The following is a 17,230-nucleotide window of genomic DNA, read 5'->3' as shown; positions in this document are numbered from 1 at the left end:
GTTCGGGTACCTGCCGTCATCCAATGCAGGCAACGATTTTGACGGGTCGCATCGCACCCGCCGGATACGACCTTGTTATCGGCCAGTGCAGCAGGGCGGGCGGTTATTTCACGACAGCGCCATGGCAACGAACAAATACTCCGCACGAACGTCCGCCCATTCGTGGACCATCCGAGGAAACCGAACCATGCCCACCCCGCAGGAACTCGAACAGAAATTCTGGAAGGCCCTCAAGTCCGACCGCACCCTGATGCTGGGGCTCGATGGCGTGGAAGATGGGCATTCGCGCCCGATGACAGCCCAGGCCGAGAACGACCGCAGCCCTATCTGGTTCTTCACCGCGAAGGACAACGCACTGGTCAAGCACCTCGGCCAGGGGCATCGCGCCATCGCGGCCTTCAGCTCCAAGGACCACGAACTCTTCGCCAGCATCAAGGGCAACTTGGTGCTCGATACCGATCGCGCGGTCGTGGACCGGTTGTGGAATCCCTTCGTGGCCGCCTGGTACGAAGGCAAGGACGATCCCAAGTTGGCGCTGTTGCGTCTGGATGCAGAACATGCCGAGATCTGGCTCAACGCATCGAGCCTGCTTGCCGGAGTGAAGATGCTGCTGGGCGTGGATCCGAAAAAGGACTACAAGGATCAGGTGGCGGACGTGGACCTACACTGACGCGCAAATTTCGCACACGCCATTGAGCACAAAAAAGGCCCCGCTTGCGGGGCCTTCTTGATTCTCGGCGCTTCCGAAAGACTAGCGTGCGCTTAAGACTAGCGTGCGATGTCGTCCACGTCCGGGCGCGCTTGGTTTTCAGTCGCATGCGCATAAGCGGCCGCCTGCGCAGGCGCGACGCGAGGGCCGCTGGCCGCACCGGCATTCACCGCCGAGATCAGGGTGCCGATGCCCAGGCCCATGGCTAGAAAAAAGCTGGCAGACAGTAGTTTCATGATGCCTCGCGCTCGCCGTACTTCGTCGTCGACAAGCTTCCTCGCGCCCGCGTCAAGGGGGCGTCAACGAAAAGAGGCGCGATTCATAAAGGTGTATATGCCGGAAGACAACCCTTCACGCCGATTTGATCGACGCGCACCGACACTGGCTGCAGTGATTCTCAAGGAGGCCACCGCGATGTTTACCCAAGCCGTACTTCCGACCCAGTCGCTACCCGGTCAGATCATCCTTACCGACAAACGGGAATTGCGTAGCTGGGCACAGCATTACGGCGTGTCCGAGAACCAGCTGCTGAGGGCGGTCAATGCGGTTGGGGATTCGCGTTTCCGCGTCGAAGGATGGCTCAAGTACCAGGGCCTGCTGATCGCGTGAACGCCGTGCGTCTCGCAAGGAAAAATGTGGACAGGACGAGTCTTGATGCAATGGTTGATGAGCTGGAACGCCACTTGCCCCGGATGCTCAAAGCGCAGGACGCGCCACCCGGTTTCTGGACCTGGTTCGCAGGCGAAGCCGCATCGATAGGAAGCAATGCGCACTCCAAGGCCGACTGGTTGCACGTACGCGACCGTCTCAGCGCCATGGTCGAGTGCGTGGACGTGGACAACAAGCCGGCGCCGAAGCCGGTCGACTGAGGCAATAGCGGCGGTCGCATCAGCTCGAGGTCGAACCTCAAAAAAACCGTGGGGGAACAATGGACATCGCAAGGAAAATCGCGCCTGGGCAAGGCGTGCTGCTGGACATCGAGGCGGAGCTTGAATACTGGCAGAGAGTATTCCCGGATACCGAATTCCGTGATGCCTCGCTGCCGTTCGCGGACTTCGTGCCCACCATCAAGTTCGGCTATGACTGCTACCTGCTGTTCCACCGCCAGCCGCTGGCCGAAGTGCTGCCCAGCCTGCGCACGCGCTACGCGCTGCAGATCCCGAGGCACCAGCAACTGGAATGGCGATGGGCCGACCAGATCGTGCGCCATGCCTGGGGCCGCATGCGCGCGACGTAACACCCGATGCGAAAGGGGTCTCAACCCTTGGCCAGGGTCACCACGAACATCAGTCCGGCCATGGCAGCCAGCAACATCAGGTACAGATAGCCGATCACCGAGTACTTGAATACGGTCAGCGGCCATCCCTGCGCGTAAACGCGCTTCTGCATCAGCAGCAGGTAAAGCGGCATCCACGTCAGCACTGCGACCATGGCGATGGTGGACACCCAGGACAGCCAGGGCGCATAGGATCCTGCCCAGCCACGAAGCGCCATCAGCAGGAACACCAGGGTCAGCGCCACGAGCAGAAATACGTGGCTGTACAGCGCGACCACCAGATGCTCCATGTACAGCCTGCGCTTGAACAGGTAGGCGATTTTCAGCATCAATGCGAACACCGGCACCAGTACGAACAAGGCCGACGGCAACGACGTCATGAAGGCCTGGAACCACCGATCCGGTCGATCCTCCATGCGCGTGGCGTTTTCGTTTATGTGCACTGCCTGACGGGTCAACCAGCGGTTGGCGAAGTCGGGCAGCCAGCCGATCCTGACCGGGTTCTTCTCGGGATCGAAGGCCTGGTTGTCCATCGACAGCAGCTCGACGCTGGGCGGCGTGCCTACGGAACCCGGACGAGGCGCGGCGGTTGCCGACGCCTTGCCCGCCCTGAGCTGGTCCACGCGATTGGCCGCTTCGGCCCGGATCTTCACCTGTTTGCGAATGAGCGCCGGATCCACTCCGGGGGTGACCTTGCCGTTCTTTCTGCGCCCTGCTTCGAGTTCGTCCAGCAGCCGGTCGCGATTGCGCTCCACCTCGCCGACGGACTGGCTGCCGGTGATGCTGCTGACATCCAGGTCCGGGATCGGGGCCTCGTCCAAATGGATGGCCAGCCGGCCCACGAAGAATGCGAGCAGGCTCATGACCACGAACAGCCGCAGTGGAGGCATGTAACGCTGGCGATGGCCGGCCAGGTATTCGAGGGCAGTACGACCCGGCACCAGCAAATCCCGAAGGGTTCGCCAAAGGCGACCGTCCAGGTGCCAGAACGATTCGAACACTTCTTCGATCGCGTGGCCGGCGTGGCGCACCGGGTTGTGGATGGACTGCCCGCACTGGTGGCAGAACTCACCCTGCAGCAAGGCACTGCAGTTCTCGCAAACTGCATGCGCGGGAGGCGCGGCGGGGTGGTTCATGGAGCGGCTCCATTGGGGCCAGATGCGGCCGCTACGATAACGGCCAGCGCCAAGCCAGCGCCAGCCCGGCCTAACCCGCGCACGGGCGCCGGCATGATCGCCGGACTGTCGCCCGCGCGTTATCCGGACATTACCCTGGCTTCATCCGCACATTACTTTCGTGTGCCTAGGATTTGCTCCCCTTTCAACGGGAGCACGGTCATGCCACGTGGAGACAAGTGGTCCTATTCAGACAAACAGAAGCGCCAGGCAGAACACATCGAGGAAAGCGAGCGCAAGCAGGGACGCTCGGAACAAGCCGCCGAACGCATCGCCTGGGCAACGGTCAACAAGCAGGATGGCGGTGCCCGGGGCGCGCGCAAGTCCACTGCCGTCAGAACCACGAACAAGCGCTTGACCGGCGCCACGAAGAAAAATACGACCGCACCCCGAAAGTCCGCACGCCGGGGTTGAACAGGCCAGGGTTGAATCCGAACACCTCGCGACTGTGTCTCAAGGCTCCCTGGGCTTGGGCTTGTCCGCGTCAGTGTCTTCGGGCAGTTGCTTGCCATCCTGCTTCTGGTGCTGGCCTGGCTGGCCGCGCGGATCCTGCTGCTCGCGATAACCGCTGTTGGGTCCGGGCTTCTGCTTGGGTGTGGTATCGGCCATGTCGCTCTCCGGTTTGAGTCAGGCGAGCGTTCCATGCCGCGGGTTCAAACGAGGTGACGCGGGGCCAGAATGGCGGTGACGGTGCATGCCGGTCCAACGGCATTCGTGGTTGGTGCAGCATGGTCGCAAGGCACCCACGCAGCCGCCCCCAGCGCACTTCCAGTCCCAGCAACGCTTCCCGGCCGTATTCTCCTGCGGCGGCAAGGCGGCTTGGCGGTGCCAACCGGGCATGGCCCAGCGCACACCTGCGGCGGCCTCGGTTCACGTCATAAAGTGACGCTTACCTGCCGAATCGAGGTTTATTTGCGAAGCAATTCCAATACGGTCAATCACTTAGGAGTGGCACCCAAGTTGCAAGCCCTAGTGTTACGAGAACTCACAGGCACGCCGCTCCATTGGGCAACCGCACTCCCATGAATCTGGTAAAGACCCGCCGACTTGCCCAGGAAATGGAAGACACCTATCAGCGCGCGTTGACGGGCGGGCCGTTCTACGCCGCCGCGTGGCTGATCGTAGGCCTGTATGGCGGTGCGTTTGCGCGTTCGCCCCTGGCGGGCTGGGGCCTGCTGGTCGCCTTCAGCTGCCTGGCCGCCTGGCGCTTCATGCACCGCCCCATTGGCGAAGAGGACGGGGCCGCCATCGCCCACTGGTTGCGGCTGCACTGGGGCGTCGTAGTACTGACCACGAGCCTGTGGGGCGGGCTGTTCTGCTGGGCCCTGCTGGATCCCGGGTTCGGCCCTTCCCGCACCGCTGCGATGCTGTGCACGCTGGGACTGGCGACCGCGCTGGCACATTCCTTCAGCATGCGCCGCGGCTTTGCGCTGGTATGCATCGGCGCTCTGTACCTGCCGGGCCTGTTTCTGCTCTGGAAAAACCGGCCGGACCACGCCACCGCGTTGATGATGGCGATCTACCTGGGCTATGTCTTCATCGCCCTGCTGCGCAGCCATGCCGAATATCGCCAGCGGCTGGACCTGGACCAGGAATTGCGCGGCCAGCGCGACCTGTATTCGCGCCAGAGCCGCATCGACCCACTCACTGAACTGGCCAACCGGCGCGAGTTTGCCGACGTGCTGTCGGCTGCCACCGCCAAGGCGCGGCGCAACGACAGGCCGCTGACCTTGCTGTTGCTGGATATCGATCATTTCAAGCACGTCAACGACACCTATGGCCACGCCATCGGCGACGCCTGCCTGCAGGCCATTGCCGCGCGCCTGCTCGCCAGCTTCGACGGTGACGACGACCTGGCCGCGCGGGTGGGCGGCGAAGAATTCGGCGTGGTGCTGGAAGGACAGGACCTGGCCGGGGCAATGCATCGCGCGGAGAAGTTCCGGACTGAACTCTTCGAGCAGCCCATAGCCCTGGAAGGCGGCACGGTCCTGTCGATGACGGCCAGCGTAGGCGTGGCCGTTTTCGATGCGAGCCTGCACCAGGATGATGATGCGCTGTACCACGCGGCCGACAACGCCGTGTATCGCGCCAAGGCCGAGGGACGCAACCGCGTCTGCATCGAGCAACCTGCCGGCGCGGTGCTGGCAGCCATGGGGGCAAGCATCCCGGCGGACACTGGCGGGGCTGCAGCCGTCGCGACGTAGCAGCGGTTTTTCGGGTAGCGGCGCAGGGCTGCACGGGAATTGTTTCCGAAGTCGCCGGCCCGGTTTGCAAAACGGCGTGGCGTGAATTCGCCATCCGATTGAGGCAGAATCCCGCCATGCCCAAGCCCAAGATTGATCCCATCCGCTCACGCAACCTGAGCAATGACTACGCCCGCTGGTTGCTGCAGGAAAAGCGCGAGCGCACGCCCGCCAGCGGCAAGCTGTTCGCGCAACGCCACACCGCTGGCGGCCGTCGCTTCCACGGATTCACCCAGGCGCAGATCTGCACGATCATCGGTGGCGACTACTACGACGAGTCGCGCTGATCCGGCACAGCGGCCGCGCCTATCACCGTCCGGGGCGGCTAGTCCCTGCTTTCCGCAATCGAAGTGCCGGTCAGCGCCGGAGAAGCGAACAACGCCTCCAGCAGCCGTTCGGCACGCTGCACGCGTGCTTCCAGTTGCAGCACGCGCTCGGCCAACGAGGCGGGGCGCTGCACTTGCGCGGTGTCCGCCTGCTCCGCTGCTTTCGCAGCGGTACGGCTGCGCCTGCGCCTGACGTCGTTGTGCAGGCGGACCATGCGCTGCAGCGCCGGCAGGCGCGCATCGCCGGCCAGGCAGGTACTCACGTAGTCCCAGATGTCCAGCCGCGCCCAGCGCACGAAGCGCTGGTATGCGGCATGGAAGTTCCCGTAGGACCGCGGCAGTTCCGGCCAGGTTGAATCGGTGACGGCCAGCCACAGCACCGCCTCGACGAACCTGCGGGTGCCCAGTCCCTCGACCGCGTTATAGGCCAGCTTGCCCGGCAGGCGCGAGGCCAGGTAGCGCCACTGGGCGTCGGCCAGCCAGCCTTCGGTGGGATCCTCGGGATGCCGAAGCAGCCGATTCCCTCCGTCGCCGGCCTGTCCTTCCCTGACCTGCTTGACCATATGCGCCTCCGGCATGGATATGTGCCGGGAAAGACGCAAGAAACGTGCCCGACAGGCACGCGGAGCGGCTGCAACTCACTCCGTCGAGGCCGTCCACGCGCGTTCGCAACATGTGATTTACCCGGGCGACAACGCGCCCGCCCGTCCGGGCCCGCCGGCGCTAGGGCATGGGCTTCATGCAGTTGACCATCCATGGCTTGCCGTAGCGATCGGCCAGCGCGCCCCAGCGGTGGGCCCAGAAGGTTTCCGCGAGGGGCATCTGCACCTGCCCGCCTTCGGCCAGCGCGGCGAAAATTCGCTCGGCTTCCGCGATCGTCTGCACATCGACATTGATGCAGGTGTTGCCGCGTCCGTCATGTGGCGGTGGTCCATCCGCTCCCATCAGGGTGGCGCCGTCGGCATCCAGCTGCACGTGCATGACCCGGTCGCGCGACTCGGCCGGCATCTCGTCGCGCATGGGGGACTCGCCATAGGTCATCGGTCCCAGCAGCTTGCCACCGAGGGCGGCGGCGTAGAAATCAAAGGCTTCGCGGCACTGGCCATCGAAGCTCAGGTAGGGAATCAGGCGCATGGTTTCATTCTCCTGTCGGTTGGCGCAGGACGCGCGCCAACCGCGCTCCTTGCCATGCGGACGAACGGGCATGGCCGGATTCGACAGGCATGCGGCAATGCCCCAACGGGCGAACTGCCGCCTTCAATCAACCGCGAGGAATACGCGCATGCGTGCCAACTCGGCATCAAGTCCCTCGAGGAACGCGGCTTCCTGGGGCGCCGCACCTGCCACGTACTGCAATTGGGCCGCCAAGGCACCGTCCACGACCGCCAGGTTGCCCCAGCCCACCACCCGCTCCCGCCACAGCAACGGCAGCGCGTAATAGCCGAGCCTGCGCTTGGGCGCGGGCGTGTAGGCCTCGAAGCGGTACGCCCAGCCCCAGAACAGCTCGAAGCGCCGGCGATCCCAGACCACCGGGTCAAACGGGGTGAGCAGGCGCACCTGGTCGTCCGGTTTCCAGCGACGGCTGTCGGCACGCTCGTCCGGCGGCCACAGCCAGTCGATCCCTTCCACACGAGCGCGTTGCAGGCGTTGCCGCGCGCGTTGCAGTGCCGGTTTGCGCGCGGCCTCCCACTGCGGCACGCCGCGAGCCAGGTAGCCCACCAGCTGGCCCAGGCTGGCATCGGGCAGCGGCGCGTACTTGTGCACGATCACGTCGATCAATGCGTCCAGGCGCGCATCTATGCCGGGCGCGTCGACCGGCACATCCTCCTCGCGCACGGCATAGGTACGGGTGCCGCTGGCGCGCCCGGCCACGCGCAGCAGGCCGCGGTAATGCATGCCGTCCAGCAACTGGGTACTGGCATTGGAGGAGCCTCCAAACCAGTTGGTGGTCTTGCCATGGGCGAAGTGCGCATCGACCTCGCGCGGATGCACCACGCCGCGCTCGGCGATGAACTCGCGTACGGCCTGGGCCTGCTTCCAGCGCGTCGGCGTCCACGCCTGGCGTGCGCTGCGCGGATGCATCAAGGCGTGGTGGGCGCGTGGCAGGAAGCCGTAGTTGACGAAGAAGTCTTCCTCCAGCGCCAGCCGCGGATAGCGGCGCTCCAGCTCACCGGCGCGATAGTCGATGACGCGGTGGCGCAGGGTCAGGTCCTGCGCGCGCGCCGGCGCACGGATCGGGTCGGCCTGCACGAAGCCGAGCTTGTGGATGGCCCGCATCAGCGTGGTCGGCTTGAACAGCGAACGTGCGATCGCGTAGCGGCGCAGGTGGTCCAGGGTCAGCGGCATGCCGGTCATGATGCCAGCACCCGCCGCGCGCCCATAGCGACCTGTCCCCAGTCGAGTTGCGCGAACAGATGCCGCCCGCCTCTGGCCCTGGCCCTGGCCTTGCCAGAATTAAAGCGCTTGCCATTAGATCGTGCGCTATGTATATTCGTTCCATGCCCAAGCCAGCTGCCAACCCACTGCCCTCGCTGAACATCGACGACCAGGTCTGCTTTTCCCTGTACTCGGCGACGCGCGCAATGAACAAGGTGTATCGCACGCTGCTGGATCCACTGGGGCTGACCTACCCGCAATACCTGGTGATGATGGTGCTGTGGCAAGGCGATGGGGTGACGGTTTCCGACATCGGCACGCGCCTGATGCTGGATTCAGCCACGCTGACGCCTTTGCTCAAGCGCCTGGAAAGCAGCGGGCTGGTCACCCGTACCCGCGCCACCCAGGACGAACGCCAGGTGTTGATTGCCCTGACCGGCGCCGGACGCGCCCTGAAGAAAAGAGCCCACGCCATTCCGCCAGAACTCTTCTGCGCCACCGGATGCTCGGCCACGGAACTGGTTGCCATGAAGAAGAAGCTGGACGCGTTGCGCGACAGCCTGCTGCGCAACGGCTGAGAGTTTGTTTTCATTCCAGCAGGCACCACCGCGCACGGCTAGCGGAGCACGCTCCCCGGCCGCGTCAGCCACCGCGTCGCGCTTCTGCGAGCCGCGCGACACGGAACAATTCCAACTACCCACCCACCCCCATGGAGAACAACATGTCGATTGAAAAAGTCCTGTACCAAGCCACGGCCACGGCCACCGGCGGTCGCGACGGCCGCGCAGTCTCTTCCGATGGCGCACTGGATGCCAAACTGTCCACGCCACGCCAGCTGGGCGGCGCCGGCGGTGAAGGCACCAATCCGGAACAGCTATTCGCCGCCGGCTATTCGGCGTGTTTCCTGAGCGCGCTCAAGCACGTTGCCGCCAGCCAGAAGATCGCCCTGCCGGCCGATGCCTCGGTGGAAGGCACGGTCGGCATCGGCCAGGTTGCCAACGGCTTCGGCATCGAAGCCGCGCTGCGCATTTCCCTGCCGGGCCTGGCGCGCGAGCAGGCCGAGGCGCTGGTCGCCAGCGCGCACCAGGTCTGCCCGTATTCCAACGCCACGCGCAACAACATCGACGTGACCCTGACGGTGGTCTGAGCGCGGCGTCCAGGCACGGCCATGGGCTGTCATCGCAGCCCATGGCGGCGACGTGGTGAAGGCAGTGTTTCGCCGCCCTCTGGCATGATGGGGTTCGCGCAGTTCCACCGCCAGGAATCCCCATGCATCGATGGATGCTTGCCCTGTTTTTACTGTCGGCCGCCGCCCGCGTCGATGCCGCCGATGTCTGTCCGGCGCTGCGCGGCCAGACCGCGTCCCCGGACATCGCCACGCGCATCGCGGCCGTGGCCTGCAACGAGCATGTGATCTGGTACCGACCCTTCATCGACCGCGATGGCAGGCTTGCCAGCGCCAGCGTCCATGAAGGTGATTCCAGCGTGCTGGACGACGGCTACAGCCGGGCCTGGCGACGCGTGGCGCGCTACTGGCAGGAAAGCGGCCTGTTGCATTCGACCGCGTACCTGCCGGGTGCCACCGAGTGCGAATACGCCGGCAACCAGAACAACCCGGCCCCGAACTGCCGGGGCTTCGTGATCGACAACGCCTGGTCGGCGACCTTCGTGTCGTGGGTGCTGATGAAGGCACGCCTGCCCGGCTTCCGGCCCGATGCCAGCCACGTCGGCTACGTGCGCGCGGCCTATCGCGAACCCCAGACCAATGCCTACCGGTACCTGGATCCTGCCCATGCGCGCCCAGCCGTGGGCGACCTGCTGTGCTATGTGCGTCAGGACGGACAGGTGCTCGGCTATGCAGGACTGCAGTCCGTGCTGCAGGGACAGGACGGGCTGCCCATGCATTGTGAAATCGTGGTGGCCGCCAATCCGGGCAACGATGGCACCGCCTACCTGATCGGCGGCAATGTCCAGCAGGGCGTGACCCTGCGCATGCTGGCGCTCAATCGCAGCGGCGAGTTCTGGGGGCTGCCGCAGCGCACCGACAACGACACGCCGTGTGCGCCTGACACCCAATCAGGCTGCAACTTCAACCGCCAGGACTGGGCGGTGCTGCTGAAGCTGAAGCCGGCTGCGGAACTCGCCTCGTTGCCTGCGCCCGTCGGCATCTTCGCCAGTCCCGTGCTGCCCACGCAGGCAACCGCACCGCGTTGCTGCATCAATTGCGTGGTGGGCTCGGGCGTGCCGCGCTGCCCGCCTTCCAATCGGGATTGAGTCGCCCGGATTGCGCCGGGCAGCAGTTACCGAAAGCCGGGATGTAAAGAGGAAGTCCCGGGCTCACGCTGCCGACAGACCGGAAAGCGGTGACCGGACGATGCCCGGGACACTTTTTTGCGGCGCCAGGCAGGTTGCGGGCTTATCCTTGCCCCACCCATTCCAGCAAGGCCCTGCATGAAACGCAGTGACGTCACTCCGGATCTGAACGCCGCCGCGTTTGATTTCCTGTTCTGGTTCGCCCGCTTCGAATATGCCCTGAAGAAGAATGGCTACCTGAAGTCCACCGACACCGGCAAAAAGGCAGAACCGAACTGGGACATGTTCGTCAAACGCAATCGCAACAAGTACGCGCCTGCCACGGCCGCGCTGGCGTTGATCAAGGCCAGGCCGCGCCAGCAGGTGGTCACCGCCAACGCGCAACTCGGCTGGCAGGAGCTGCAGTTCGCCGAGACCGAGTTCGAGTTGCAGAAGGTGACCCTGCTGCTGCGCCTGGTGCGCAACCACCTGTTCCAGGGCGGCAAGCCCGCCGATGGCAGCTGGGATGACCCAGCCAAGCTGGCTCCGTTGCTGGAGACCGCTCGTGCGGCGCTGGACGAACTGGCCGCCTCGGCCGGCTTGAAGGCCGACTACGAACGCACTTGATGGCAGGTAAAAGAATGCTGGCGGCAATCAAGCCGCCGGTACCGGCACGGCCACCCCGGACGCCCTGTTCCCGTATGCCTTGCGCCCCGATGCCAGCCCCTCGCCTGCGGACTTCACCTTGCCCCACGCTACCGTTCCCCTGCTGACCCGCGACACTGGCGAGGCGCTGCTCGCTGCCCGCCAGGCCGGCCACGGCAGCTGGACCGGCTCGCTGGATCTGGGGCGCAGCCAGGACAACATCACCCTGGCCGACGGTCACTGGCTCTGGCGGGGCTTGCCACAGGCCTATCCGGGCAAGCTCAAGGACCGCACGATCTACTACCACGATGGCGAGGACTGGGCGCCGGTCTCACGCTTCGATGGATCGCTGATCAAGCTGGTGCCGACCGAATGGGGCGCACCGACGTTCGAGATCGACGGCATCAAGATGCTGGTCAGCGCCAGGACCGCGCCGCTCGAGGATGCGCGCCGCAAGGTGGCGCTGGTGCAGCCGCGCGGCAAGCAGGTGCTCGATACCTGTGGCGGCCTGGGTTACTTCGCCGCGTGCTGCCTGGAGGATGGCGTTGCCGGCATCCAGTCGTTCGAGAAGAACGCCGACGTACTCTGGCTGCGGACCCTGAACCCCTGGTCACCCGATCCGGACGCACCCGCAAGCGGCGGCCGCCTGCAACTGGCGCATGCCGACGTGACGATGGCCGTGGGTGCACTGGGCAATGCCTCGATGGATGCAGTGCTGCATGACCCGCCGCGCTTCGGCATTGCCGGCGAACTGTATTCGGGTGCGTTCTATGCCCAGCTGGCGCGCGTGCTACGCCCCGGCGGCCGCCTGTTCCACTACACCGGAAGCCCGAACAGGCTCACCAGCGGGCGCGATGTGCCGGGCGAGGTTTCGCGCAGGCTGGAGAGCGCCGGGTTCAAGGCGCAACTGGCCCTGGACGGAGTGCTTGCGGTAAGGCGCTAGAGGCCTATGCGATGCAAAAAACAAAGGCTCCACAAGGGAGCCTTTGCAGCAATCATGTAACGGAAGAATTACTTCTTCGAAGAATCCGTCTCGTCGGTGACCTTGTTGTCCGGGTCGTTCGGCATTTCGACGGTTGCGGTGGGAACTTCCACTTCCACGGTCTTGGTGCCAACCGACACTTCCGGTGTTTCGACGTCGTACTTGGGCAGGTTGCCGCCGTCGGCTTTCACTTCCACATTCGGAAGCTTGCCTTCTTCGGTCTGCTCGACCTTGCAGCCCGACAGCGCGAACAGGAGCGAGGCGGATACAGCAAGGAAGGCGGTCTTGGTGGTGATGTTCTTCATAGTGAAACTCCTGTTGGTAACGCGGTTTGTCCAGTGGGCTGCCACATGCAACTGGCACCGGTCGTCCGGGCCACGTGTGACCCAACTATCGCGGCAGGCTTGTATAGAAGGCGTGATTGCGTTGCAGCGGCTCGCAGGAATTGTTCATTTCCGCAGGGCCAGAGCGCCAACGCCGGGAGATCACGCCTGCTGATACTTCGCTCGAATATGCTTGCTGCCACAGCATGCTCGCGCGGCTGCCATCCATCCCTTCCCACCGGAGCTTCGCCGATGATCCAGCCGATCCGCACACTTGCCGTCTGCCGCCTGACCCTGGTTGCCGGCACCGTGCTTGTATTGGGCGCCTGCACCACGTCTCCGGCTGTCAACGCGGCACTCGCGACCGGGCAGCAATCCACGCTGGAAGGTCAGGTGGTCAGCGTGGACACGGCGCCCTGGGCCTATGACGGCAACGCAGTGGTGGTGATCGCCACCGCCACGGGCAACGTGGGTGTGCAGCTGCCGGCACGATGGAACCTGTGCAAGGCTCCGCCCCCAGGCGACGTCCAGGCACTCAAGCCCGGCGATCGCGTCCAGGTCATCGGTACGGTCACCGCACCGGATGAAGTGGTGGTCTGTGCGCAGCCGCAGCACCGGCTTGTAAAGACCGGCTGAGCGCGCAGTTGGATTGGCGATAGGTGCGGGCGCAACCAAGCAGGCGCCCCGCCCAACCCAATTCGCGCGCATAAAAAAACGGGCCGCCAGCAGGCGGCCCGTTCCGGGTCGATCATGTTACTGGCAGGGATCAGCGACCGTCACGGTCGAGGTCACCCGGCAGCTTGTTCTCGATGTAGTGCCAGCCATCCCTGACCGCACCCTTGGCTTCGTTCCACTCCAGGCGCGACTCGGCGCGGGTGGCATCCCACTTGCGGCCCAGCTCGGCTTCCACGTCGTCGAACTTCTGGCCGCGGTACTCGCCATAGGTGTCATAGCCGTACTTGTAGGCGGGCTTGTAGTCGTTCCACTCGCGGCCTTCGGCGTAATAAGGGGCCTGGCGGTAGCCATTTTCGAAGCTGCTGATGTATTCGGTCGGGTTGACCGCTTCGGCGATGGAGTCACCGGCCTTGGCGCCGATCACGCCGCCTGCGATAGCACCGACTACGGTGCCGATCGGGCCTACGGTGGAGCCTGCCACGCCGCCGGCGATCGCGCCGCTGATGGCGCCGGTGCCTGCACCAATGCTGTGGTCTTTCTTGATGTCGCTCATGTGTATTGCTCCGAGTGGGTATGAGTGAAAGGACTGAGCGCTGCATGGCTTCAGTGCGATGGACTGTTACCGATGCGGTAGTTGCGCCATGTGAAGCGCGCAACGCTCTCAACTCACATCAACGGAATGTTTAGCGTGCGTTGTTCTACGTCAACGGAGTGCACACGCCAGTTGCAGCTGCATGAGCGAGGAGAGTCGCGAAGCGACTGCACTGTTCGGGCTCCACGGCTTGTCTAATCCGTCGCTCCTGGATTGGCGTGCGCCTACTCCACCTTCAACCAGCGACCGTTGCCCTGCGGCTTCACTTCGAATCGCGCCCACTGGCGGAGTTCGTCGACGCTGCAACGCGCAAGCGTGCCGATGTCGTCGCCCGCCAGCACCCGATAGTCCATTCCGTCGGCGCGGGGTGCAGGCAAGGCATCTGACGCCAGCACATGGCGCACGCTCCACTGCTTGCCCAACTTGCCATTGCTGTAGCAGCGGCCCGCAATTATTTCCCCGGGATGGGTGATGTTCCTTTCGGCATGCTGCTTGGCCAGTTCCAGCAGCTCGGTCAGGCTTTCCGAGGTGATGTCGACGTAGGAGTTCAGTTGCTCCATCGCCGCGTACAGGTCTTCCTGGGTGAGTTCGAACTGGCGTTGCGCAGGCTGGGTGATGGGCGAAGCCTGCGCGCGCTTGTGCAGGTGTGCGGGGTAGCGGCGCCATGGGAACAGCGCATTGAATGCCAGCGCCATTGCCAGGATCGCCGCGACGTTGATGAGCACCGGAACCAGCAGGTAGTGATAGCCCAGCGAATGCACCTGGGTGCCGCCAATCACGGCGGCAAGCGCGGTGGCGCCTCCCGGCGGATGGATGCAGCGCAGGTAATGCATGCTGCCCACTGCCAGGCCGACCGCCAGCGCCGCGGTCCACGTCTGGTCGGGAAACAGTTTCTGGCAGGTGACGCCGATGGCCGCTGAAACCAGGTGCCCGCCGATCACCGCCCAGGGCTGCGACAGCGCGCCTTGGGGCACGGCGAACAGCAACACCGCCGAGGCGCCCATCGAGGTCAGCATGAGCACGCCACCCGGCAGGACCAGGGCGTGCGACGGCAACACCGCGCGGGTTATCCAGTACACCGCCACGATGCCCAGCAACGCGCCGACAGCCGAAATCCACTTCTCGCCATGACGGGTAGTGTTGCGTTCGATGCCGAGCCACAGGCGCAGTTCGTGGAAACGGGCAGGCGGGGTCATCGGCGGCACGCTACGGGCGGAAGCCCTGAAGTCTAGGTCAATGGCCACCGGGGGAAACACCGGGAAGAGCGCCACCACGGTAGTGCAGCACGGTGCGATCGCGCCTGCTCTGGCACTCCTCCGTGCCTGGCGACCAGTGTCGCTCCTGCAGCCCCAGGCCCGCGTGCAGGCTCTTGCCCCGGAATCAGTTCGCGACGAGTCGGAAACCCCTGCCGAAGGGTCCGCGACCCTTCCCTATACCTGCGCAACAACTCGCGAGAGGTCCCGGACCCTTCCATAGGGCCCGCCAACAACTACGGAGAGCCCGGCGACCTCTCCGTAGTTGTCCGCGAGTCCTCCATAGAGGTCACGGACCTCTCCATATGACTTGCCGGGCGCTCCCAATACCTGCGCGACCTCTCCAGAGGGCTCCCGGACCTCTCCGCAAGGCTTCGCGCCCTCTCCATGGGCCCGGCGCCACCTCTTTCCCGCCGCCCAAAACCGGCGCCAGGCCGGATCGGTCGGGTTGCAGTGGGCGGATTGCCCCTGGAGGCGGCCGCCGGCACTGTCCGCGACTGTGCTCGCCTCAGCGCAGCGGCACCAACAACTGCGAGGGCGCCGAGGCCGGCGAGGAAAAGCTCACCGTGCCGGCCAGCGAGGTGACATCGGCATAACGTGGATCCTTGGTGTCGATGACCAGCGCCAGGCGGTGGCCAGCGGGAATCTCCGCGCTGGTCGCTTCCAGGTCGATCTGCACGGTCCGGGCCACGCGCGCGGTGACGTTGCGCAACGAGTAGGGCTTGTAACTCAGCAGCTTGCCCATGCCCGCCGCATCGACGCTGTAGAGATAGGCGAACAGCGACACGCTGGACTGGCTGGGCGTGACCGTGACCCGCAGCGAGGGACTGCCGGCAAGCACGCGCTTGCTGGCATACGTCGGACCGGTCCAGACCGCCGCGCCACTGCGGTTGACCAGCGGGATCGAGGCGACAGCCGGCAGGCCCAAACCCTGCAGCAGGCCGCTGACCAGGACCACGCCCGAATCGGCCACGGTCGGCACCGCGGTGAGGATGCCGTGGCTCCAGCCGGTGCTGGCCGCCGCGGCCAGGCTGCCGGTCGGCACCAGCAGCCCCGTCGGTTTGGTCAGCACGTAGGTCGCGGGCGACGCCTGCACCGCGTTCCAGTCCGCGTAGCCCAGCCAGCCACTGGAGGGAGTGGCCAATTTCACCCGTGGCTCGGCCGGTACGCCGTTGGCGCGACCCTTCAGATGGTGGTCGAACCAGCGCACGGTGGCGTCATAGACCGCATTGGGCAGGCCCAGCGCGCCGGGCAGCTCGGCGGTCGCATGGTCGCCGTGGCTGAACATCAGTTGCCTGGGCCCGGTCAGGCCCTTGTAGAACTCCACGTACTGGCCCGGCGGGAACAGGCCATCGTTATAGGAGTTGGCCAGCAGCACCGCCGTGCCATTGGCATTGAGGTGGGCCAGCTCGCTGCGTGCACCACGTTCGGCGGCCACCGGCAGCACCGCATTGACCGCGCCGTCGAAGTCGTTGAGCAGGGCGCGGGCGGTCACCTGGGCCAGTTCCGGGCCGGGCCGCCCGGTGATGGTGCCGGCAGCCACCAGCAAGGTGATGCCCTGCTTGCTGGTGGTCTGGTTGGCATACAGCGAAGCCTGCAGGTCGCCCCAACCACTGAGCGCGGCCACGGCCTTGATGCGCGAGTCGCGCCCGGCCGCCAGCAGGCTGGTGCCGGCACCGTAGGAGATGCCCGAGGCACCGATCCTGCCCGGGTCGGACGGTGTGTGGGCCAGGGCCCAGTCGATCACCGCGCTGACGTCCTCCACCGTGGCCGCGCCGGCGATATCGATCCTGCCGGCCGAATCCCAGAAACCCCGCGAGGTATAGCTGACCACCACGTAGCCGTCGCTGGCCATCTGGCTGGCACGGCCGAGGTATTCCAGGTTGGGCAGGGACCAGCTGGCCGGCATCACCACCAGTGGAAACGGACCGGGACCCTGGTCCCTGGGCACCAGTACCAGCGCGCCGAGCTGGGTGCCGTCGAAACTTCCGATGCGTTGATAGCTCTTGCTGAAGGATCCCGCCGCTGCCGCCGCCGAAGCGGACAGCAAGGCGATCACGACGATAAGACGAGGGGCGAACCTGTGCATGAAGCGCACTCCGGATGTTGCCGGACCGGAATGGCCCAGCGGAACCAGGGTTGGTCGAAGAGACTGCGGGGGACCAGTGGTCGCACCGTACCAGTGGGTATGGAGTGGCACACGCCGCACTGCGTCATGGTGGCGCGGCAGCAGGTGCAGCCGTCGACATCATCTGTGTCAGGCGCATCTGACGGCCGCAGTCTCCAATGGTGGCGTTCGTCGGGAGCGAGGCTGCCTTTGTGGGAGGGGCTTCAGCCCCGACGCTTGCGCGATCGCGCTTGCA

The 17,230-nt window shown here is 65.3% G+C and carries 21 protein-coding genes and 2 pseudogenes; 13 read left to right on the top strand and 10 right to left on the bottom strand.

Features of this window, described 5'->3' with window-relative positions:
• Nucleotides 1–187: 187 nt before the first annotated feature.
• Nucleotides 188–670: a pyridoxamine 5'-phosphate oxidase family protein gene (locus tag DT603_RS09660; RefSeq protein ID WP_162349664.1), complete on the top strand. Its 483-nt coding sequence runs from the start codon at nucleotides 188–190 to the stop codon at nucleotides 668–670.
• 98 nt (nucleotides 671–768) lie between these two features.
• Here the strand turns inward: DT603_RS09660 and DT603_RS09655 are convergent, their stop codons facing one another.
• Entirely contained in the window at nucleotides 769–945 is a 177-nt protein-coding gene (locus DT603_RS09655; protein WP_162349663.1) for a hypothetical protein, read from the bottom strand.
• A 178-nt stretch (nucleotides 946–1,123) separates the two neighbouring features.
• Between DT603_RS09655 and DT603_RS09650 the strand changes: the two genes are divergently transcribed.
• The 3 genes from DT603_RS09650 to DT603_RS09640 all read left to right on the top strand — a co-directional run bounded on the left by DT603_RS09650 (nucleotide 1,124) and on the right by DT603_RS09640 (nucleotide 1,946).
• On the top strand, nucleotides 1,124–1,318 hold the full coding sequence (locus DT603_RS09650) for a DUF3606 domain-containing protein (RefSeq protein WP_162349662.1): 195 nt from the start codon (nucleotides 1,124–1,126) through the stop codon (nucleotides 1,316–1,318).
• A 74-nt stretch (nucleotides 1,319–1,392) separates the two neighbouring features.
• Nucleotides 1,393–1,578 carry a hypothetical protein gene (locus DT603_RS09645; protein ID WP_162349661.1) on the top strand — a complete coding sequence of 62 codons (186 nt, stop codon included), beginning with the start codon at nucleotides 1,393–1,395 and terminating at the stop codon, nucleotides 1,576–1,578.
• A gap of 59 nt (nucleotides 1,579–1,637) precedes the next feature.
• Complete coding sequence (locus tag DT603_RS09640; protein ID WP_162349660.1) at nucleotides 1,638–1,946, top strand: hypothetical protein; 309 nt, start codon at nucleotides 1,638–1,640, stop codon at nucleotides 1,944–1,946.
• 20 nt (nucleotides 1,947–1,966) lie between these two features.
• On the opposite strand, the pseudogene DT603_RS09635 reads toward DT603_RS09640, so the two are convergent.
• A pseudogene (locus DT603_RS09635) lies at nucleotides 1,967–3,118 on the bottom strand (DUF3667 domain-containing protein); the annotation flags it as partial.
• Nucleotides 3,119–3,322: 204 nt separating this feature from the next.
• Here DT603_RS09635 and DT603_RS09630 point away from each other — a divergent pair.
• A pseudogene (locus DT603_RS09630) lies at nucleotides 3,323–3,472 on the top strand (HupB); the annotation flags it as partial.
• 141 nt (nucleotides 3,473–3,613) lie between these two features.
• Here DT603_RS09630 and DT603_RS09625 read toward each other — a convergent pair.
• Nucleotides 3,614–3,769, bottom strand: a complete 156-nt coding sequence (locus DT603_RS09625) for a hypothetical protein (RefSeq protein WP_162349658.1) — start codon at nucleotides 3,767–3,769, stop codon at nucleotides 3,614–3,616.
• A gap of 413 nt (nucleotides 3,770–4,182) precedes the next feature.
• Here DT603_RS09625 and DT603_RS09620 point away from each other — a divergent pair, with 413 nt between their 5' ends.
• Together DT603_RS09620 and DT603_RS09615 are read left to right on the top strand one after the other, a co-directional pair.
• Nucleotides 4,183–5,364 carry a GGDEF domain-containing protein gene (locus tag DT603_RS09620; protein WP_162349657.1) on the top strand — a complete coding sequence of 394 codons (1,182 nt, stop codon included), beginning with the start codon at nucleotides 4,183–4,185 and terminating at the stop codon, nucleotides 5,362–5,364.
• 116 nt (nucleotides 5,365–5,480) lie between these two features.
• The gene (locus tag DT603_RS09615) at nucleotides 5,481–5,690 is read left to right on the top strand and encodes a hypothetical protein (protein ID WP_162349656.1); all 210 of its coding nucleotides are present in this window, start codon (nucleotides 5,481–5,483) and stop codon (nucleotides 5,688–5,690) included.
• Between the two features lie 38 nt (nucleotides 5,691–5,728).
• On the opposite strand, the gene DT603_RS09610 is transcribed toward DT603_RS09615, so the two are convergent.
• The 3 genes from DT603_RS09610 to DT603_RS09600 all read right to left on the bottom strand — a co-directional run bounded on the left by DT603_RS09610 (nucleotide 5,729) and on the right by DT603_RS09600 (nucleotide 8,084).
• Nucleotides 5,729–6,307 (bottom strand): transposase, encoded by a 579-nt coding sequence (locus DT603_RS09610; protein ID WP_162349655.1) that lies wholly within the window; start codon nucleotides 6,305–6,307, stop codon nucleotides 5,729–5,731.
• Nucleotides 6,308–6,452: 145 nt separating this feature from the next.
• Nucleotides 6,453–6,863, bottom strand: a complete 411-nt coding sequence (locus tag DT603_RS09605) for a VOC family protein (protein WP_162349692.1) — start codon at nucleotides 6,861–6,863, stop codon at nucleotides 6,453–6,455.
• A 123-nt stretch (nucleotides 6,864–6,986) separates the two neighbouring features.
• On the bottom strand, nucleotides 6,987–8,084 hold the full coding sequence (locus DT603_RS09600; protein ID WP_246191725.1) for a DNA glycosylase AlkZ-like family protein: 1,098 nt from the start codon (nucleotides 8,082–8,084) through the stop codon (nucleotides 6,987–6,989).
• A 143-nt stretch (nucleotides 8,085–8,227) separates the two neighbouring features.
• On the opposite strand from DT603_RS09600, the gene DT603_RS09595 reads away from it, so the two are divergent.
• From DT603_RS09595 to DT603_RS09575, 5 genes are all read left to right on the top strand, one after another.
• Nucleotides 8,228–8,683 (top strand): MarR family winged helix-turn-helix transcriptional regulator, encoded by a 456-nt coding sequence (locus DT603_RS09595; RefSeq protein ID WP_162349654.1) that lies wholly within the window; start codon nucleotides 8,228–8,230, stop codon nucleotides 8,681–8,683.
• Between the two features lie 143 nt (nucleotides 8,684–8,826).
• The gene (locus tag DT603_RS09590; protein WP_162349653.1) at nucleotides 8,827–9,252 is read left to right on the top strand and encodes an organic hydroperoxide resistance protein; all 426 of its coding nucleotides are present in this window, start codon (nucleotides 8,827–8,829) and stop codon (nucleotides 9,250–9,252) included.
• A 122-nt stretch (nucleotides 9,253–9,374) separates the two neighbouring features.
• Nucleotides 9,375–10,379 carry a DUF2272 domain-containing protein gene (locus tag DT603_RS09585; protein WP_162349652.1) on the top strand — a complete coding sequence of 335 codons (1,005 nt, stop codon included), beginning with the start codon at nucleotides 9,375–9,377 and terminating at the stop codon, nucleotides 10,377–10,379.
• Nucleotides 10,380–10,556: 177 nt separating this feature from the next.
• Nucleotides 10,557–11,024, top strand: coding sequence for a hypothetical protein (locus DT603_RS09580; RefSeq protein ID WP_162349651.1), 468 nt, complete (start codon nucleotides 10,557–10,559; stop codon nucleotides 11,022–11,024).
• 118 nt (nucleotides 11,025–11,142) lie between these two features.
• Nucleotides 11,143–11,985 (top strand): class I SAM-dependent methyltransferase, encoded by an 843-nt coding sequence (locus DT603_RS09575; protein ID WP_162349650.1) that lies wholly within the window; start codon nucleotides 11,143–11,145, stop codon nucleotides 11,983–11,985.
• Nucleotides 11,986–12,053: 68 nt separating this feature from the next.
• Here DT603_RS09575 and DT603_RS09570 read toward each other — a convergent pair whose 3' ends face one another.
• The gene (locus DT603_RS09570) at nucleotides 12,054–12,329 is read right to left on the bottom strand and encodes a hypothetical protein (protein WP_162349649.1); all 276 of its coding nucleotides are present in this window, start codon (nucleotides 12,327–12,329) and stop codon (nucleotides 12,054–12,056) included.
• A 270-nt stretch (nucleotides 12,330–12,599) separates the two neighbouring features.
• Between DT603_RS09570 and DT603_RS09565 the strand changes: the two genes are divergently transcribed.
• A complete protein-coding gene (locus DT603_RS09565) occupies nucleotides 12,600–12,983 on the top strand; it encodes a hypothetical protein (RefSeq protein ID WP_162349648.1) in 384 nt (127 codons plus the stop codon).
• A gap of 130 nt (nucleotides 12,984–13,113) precedes the next feature.
• Here DT603_RS09565 and DT603_RS09560 read toward each other — a convergent pair whose 3' ends face one another.
• The 3 genes from DT603_RS09560 to DT603_RS09550 all read right to left on the bottom strand — a co-directional run bounded on the left by DT603_RS09560 (nucleotide 13,114) and on the right by DT603_RS09550 (nucleotide 16,956).
• Nucleotides 13,114–13,575 carry a hypothetical protein gene (locus DT603_RS09560; protein ID WP_162349647.1) on the bottom strand — a complete coding sequence of 154 codons (462 nt, stop codon included), beginning with the start codon at nucleotides 13,573–13,575 and terminating at the stop codon, nucleotides 13,114–13,116.
• Nucleotides 13,576–13,838: 263 nt separating this feature from the next.
• Entirely contained in the window at nucleotides 13,839–14,810 is a 972-nt protein-coding gene (locus DT603_RS09555; RefSeq protein WP_162349646.1) for an HPP family protein, read from the bottom strand.
• Between the two features lie 565 nt (nucleotides 14,811–15,375).
• A complete protein-coding gene (locus DT603_RS09550; RefSeq protein ID WP_162349645.1) occupies nucleotides 15,376–16,956 on the bottom strand; it encodes a CocE/NonD family hydrolase in 1,581 nt (526 codons plus the stop codon).
• Nucleotides 16,957–17,230: the final 274 nt, after the last annotated feature.

The organism is Pseudoxanthomonas gei (assembly GCF_010119615.1).
In the GTDB taxonomy this organism is placed as follows: domain Bacteria; phylum Pseudomonadota; class Gammaproteobacteria; order Xanthomonadales; family Xanthomonadaceae; genus Pseudoxanthomonas_A; species Pseudoxanthomonas_A gei.
The sequence above is the reverse complement of the archived record's forward strand: the minus strand, read 5'-3'. Positions and strand labels throughout refer to the sequence as shown.

Excerpts from the sequence above, each read along its gene's own strand:
- DT603_RS09620 (WP_162349657.1), top strand. The coding sequence starts at position 4,183 with ATGAATCTGGTAAAGACCCGCCGACTTGCCCAGGAAATGGAAGACACC.
- DT603_RS09570 (WP_162349649.1), bottom strand. The coding sequence starts at position 12,329 with ATGAAGAACATCACCACCAAGACCGCCTTCCTTGCTGTATCCGCCTCG.
- DT603_RS09585 (WP_162349652.1), top strand. The coding sequence starts at position 9,375 with ATGCATCGATGGATGCTTGCCCTGTTTTTACTGTCGGCCGCCGCCCGC.
- DT603_RS09605 (WP_162349692.1), bottom strand. The coding sequence starts at position 6,863 with ATGCGCCTGATTCCCTACCTGAGCTTCGATGGCCAGTGCCGCGAAGCC.
- DT603_RS09550 (WP_162349645.1), bottom strand. The coding sequence starts at position 16,956 with ATGCACAGGTTCGCCCCTCGTCTTATCGTCGTGATCGCCTTGCTGTCC.
- DT603_RS09660 (WP_162349664.1), top strand. The coding sequence starts at position 188 with ATGCCCACCCCGCAGGAACTCGAACAGAAATTCTGGAAGGCCCTCAAG.
- DT603_RS09640 (WP_162349660.1), top strand. The coding sequence starts at position 1,638 with ATGGACATCGCAAGGAAAATCGCGCCTGGGCAAGGCGTGCTGCTGGAC.
- DT603_RS09560 (WP_162349647.1), bottom strand. The coding sequence starts at position 13,575 with ATGAGCGACATCAAGAAAGACCACAGCATTGGTGCAGGCACCGGCGCC.
- DT603_RS09650 (WP_162349662.1), top strand. The coding sequence starts at position 1,124 with ATGTTTACCCAAGCCGTACTTCCGACCCAGTCGCTACCCGGTCAGATC.
- DT603_RS09595 (WP_162349654.1), top strand. The coding sequence starts at position 8,228 with ATGCCCAAGCCAGCTGCCAACCCACTGCCCTCGCTGAACATCGACGAC.
- DT603_RS09615 (WP_162349656.1), top strand. The coding sequence starts at position 5,481 with ATGCCCAAGCCCAAGATTGATCCCATCCGCTCACGCAACCTGAGCAAT.
- DT603_RS09655 (WP_162349663.1), bottom strand. The coding sequence starts at position 945 with ATGAAACTACTGTCTGCCAGCTTTTTTCTAGCCATGGGCCTGGGCATC.
- DT603_RS09610 (WP_162349655.1), bottom strand. The coding sequence starts at position 6,307 with ATGCCGGAGGCGCATATGGTCAAGCAGGTCAGGGAAGGACAGGCCGGC.
- DT603_RS09580 (WP_162349651.1), top strand. The coding sequence starts at position 10,557 with ATGAAACGCAGTGACGTCACTCCGGATCTGAACGCCGCCGCGTTTGAT.
- DT603_RS09590 (WP_162349653.1), top strand. The coding sequence starts at position 8,827 with ATGTCGATTGAAAAAGTCCTGTACCAAGCCACGGCCACGGCCACCGGC.
- DT603_RS09565 (WP_162349648.1), top strand. The coding sequence starts at position 12,600 with ATGATCCAGCCGATCCGCACACTTGCCGTCTGCCGCCTGACCCTGGTT.
- DT603_RS09625 (WP_162349658.1), bottom strand. The coding sequence starts at position 3,769 with ATGGCCGATACCACACCCAAGCAGAAGCCCGGACCCAACAGCGGTTAT.
- DT603_RS09555 (WP_162349646.1), bottom strand. The coding sequence starts at position 14,810 with ATGACCCCGCCTGCCCGTTTCCACGAACTGCGCCTGTGGCTCGGCATC.
- DT603_RS09600 (WP_246191725.1), bottom strand. The coding sequence starts at position 8,084 with ATGACCGGCATGCCGCTGACCCTGGACCACCTGCGCCGCTACGCGATC.